Here is a 2,346-nt window from a genome sequence, read left to right as displayed (position 1 = left end):
GTGCGACACGAAGTCGCTTAATGAAGTTGTTCCCCTTGGTGGGAACCACCCGTGTCACCGGGTGAATCTAGAAGGCTGAATCAAGAGCGCCTTCGACAATGGAACGAGGCATCGCAAGGTGCGGGGTACCAATCGTGAGAGGCGTACCCTTCTGGCAGCCATGGCCGGACAAGGGCTAGATAGTTGGTATGGTGAACACACGTGAATCTGCGCAACGATCGTTAAGTTGAACGAGCGGAAATGGCTTATACGCTCGAACCAAAAGGTAACGGAGGTGGGAATCGCGTCTTTCGACTACGCATTCGTGACCCACATGCCTCCCGGTCGATAGCAGGCACCTAACCCGACGCACTTCAATAAGCGGAACGTGGAAATCCCGTATCGCTCCCGCCAGGGAAAGCCGTTTGTAAAAACTGCCCATGGCGGTGCGGGCGAAGGAACGAGGAAAAAGCGAACGCCATCCTGTAATGGGCTGGATAGGAGTTGAAACATCACTTCACGCGAAAGCGGGCAGACGTCCTCATGGTCTCTCTTCACACGAGAGTAGGTAGAACCCTTTCAACGGAAGGAGAGCAAATGAACGCAGCAGCATTGGCGTGTGCACCTTCCGGCACGTCGTGGGAAGCCATCGATTGGATTGCCGTACAACGTCGTGTCAGAGGGCTGCAAGCGCGTATTGTGAAGGCTGTACAAGACGGCAGACATAACAAGGTGAAAGCCCTGCAATGGCTGCTGACTCACTCGTTCAGCGGTAAGGCATTGGCCGTGAAACGGGTGTCTGAAAACAAAGGCAAAAATACCCCAGGTGTGGACAAGGTTACTTGGAATACGCCTAGGGCCAAGATCGGTGCGATAGAGTCGTTGAAGCGGCGAGGCTACTCGCCGCTTCCGCTTCGGCGAGTTCTTATCCCGAAGAAAAACGGCAAGACGAGACCTCTCGGAATACCCGCCATGAAATGCAGGGCCATGCAGGCACTCCATCTGCTGGCTTTGGAGCCCATTGCGGAAACCACCGCCGACCCAAACTCGTATGGGTTCAGGCCGGAACGCTCGACCGCGGATGCGGCAGCACAGTGCTTTGGTGTGCTGTCACGAAAAGCAAATGCGGAGTGGATTCTAGAGGGTGACATTCAAGGCTGTTTCGACAATATCAGCCATGATTGGTTGATCGCCAACATCCCCATGGATAAGGCGATCTTGCAGAAGTGGCTCAACGCCGGATACATCCACAACGGCCAGCTGTTCCCTAGTAACGCAGGAACGCCGCAGGGAGGCATCATCTCTCCGGTACTGTCCAACATGACGTTGGACGGGCTAGAAGCGATGCTGGCGAAGAGGTTTCCTACCGCCAAATGGACAGGCAAGAAACTGCAAGCAGTGCGGTATGCGGACGACTTCATCATCACCGGGTACTCGAAGGAGTGGCTGGAAAATGAAGTTCGTCCTGCCGTGGTCGAGTTCTTGGCAGAGCGTGGTCTCACGCTTTCCAAGGATAAGACCAAAATCACGCACATAGGGAACGGGTTCGACTTTCTCGGCTGGAACGTGCGCAAGTACAACGGCAAGCTCTTGATCAAGCCTTCCAAGGCGAATATCAGCGCTCACCTTGCCAAGCTACGAGAGTTGATCAAGGCCAACAAAACGATACGGCAGACCAATCTGATAGGTTTGCTCAACCCGGTTCTACGGGGCTGGGCGAACTATCACAGTCATGTCGTCGCCAAGAAGGTCTTCAACCAGGTGGACAGTGCAGTGTGGGAAATGCTCTGGCGATGGGCGGTACGTCGCCACCCTCGCAAGACACGCCGATGGGTGAAGGATCGGTATTTCAAAGTACAAGGGGGGCGTCGATGGGTGTTCTCATGTGCTGAAAAATCCGCCGATGGTCGGAAGCGTCAGTACACGTTATTGGACGCCTCGGACACGCCAATTGTGCGACATATCAAGATCAAGGCCGCTGCCAACCCACACGACCCCGCTTGGGATGAATACTTCGAGTCCCGCTGGGGCAAGAGGATGCTCACTTCCGCGAAAGGTCGAGCCAAGCTGTACCGGATTTGGGTGCAACAGGGCGGTCGGTGCTGCGTCTGCTTCAAGCCGGTGACCAAAGACACACCGTGGCATAGTCGCCATATTGTGAAGCTAGGTCATGGCGGAACGGACGCGGCGGCTAATCTTGAGATATACCACCTGCGCTGCCCGAGGGATGTGCAATTTGCCTATGCCGATGACGTACAACCGGGTGCCTAGAGGTGCCTTAGCGGAGGCTTGAGCCGTGTGCTGGGAAACTCGCATGCACGGTTCTTAGGGGGTTGGACGCGGGCAACCGCGTCTGACTACCCGACA

At 55.5% G+C, this 2,346-nt stretch carries 1 protein-coding gene; it reads left to right on the top strand.

Going from position 1 to position 2,346, the window contains the following annotated elements:
- The first annotated feature begins 576 nt into the window (after nucleotides 1-576).
- On the top strand, nucleotides 577-2,250 hold the full coding sequence (gene ltrA, locus G7020_RS23655) for a group II intron reverse transcriptase/maturase (RefSeq protein ID WP_033997878.1): 1,674 nt from the start codon (nucleotides 577-579) through the stop codon (nucleotides 2,248-2,250).
- The last annotated feature ends 96 nt before the right edge of the window (nucleotides 2,251-2,346 follow it).

Origin of the sequence: Stutzerimonas stutzeri (assembly GCF_013522825.1) — a bacterium.
GTDB classification, from domain to species: Bacteria; Pseudomonadota; Gammaproteobacteria; order Pseudomonadales; family Pseudomonadaceae; genus Stutzerimonas; species Stutzerimonas stutzeri_AK.
This window is presented reverse-complemented; position numbering and strand designations above follow the sequence as displayed.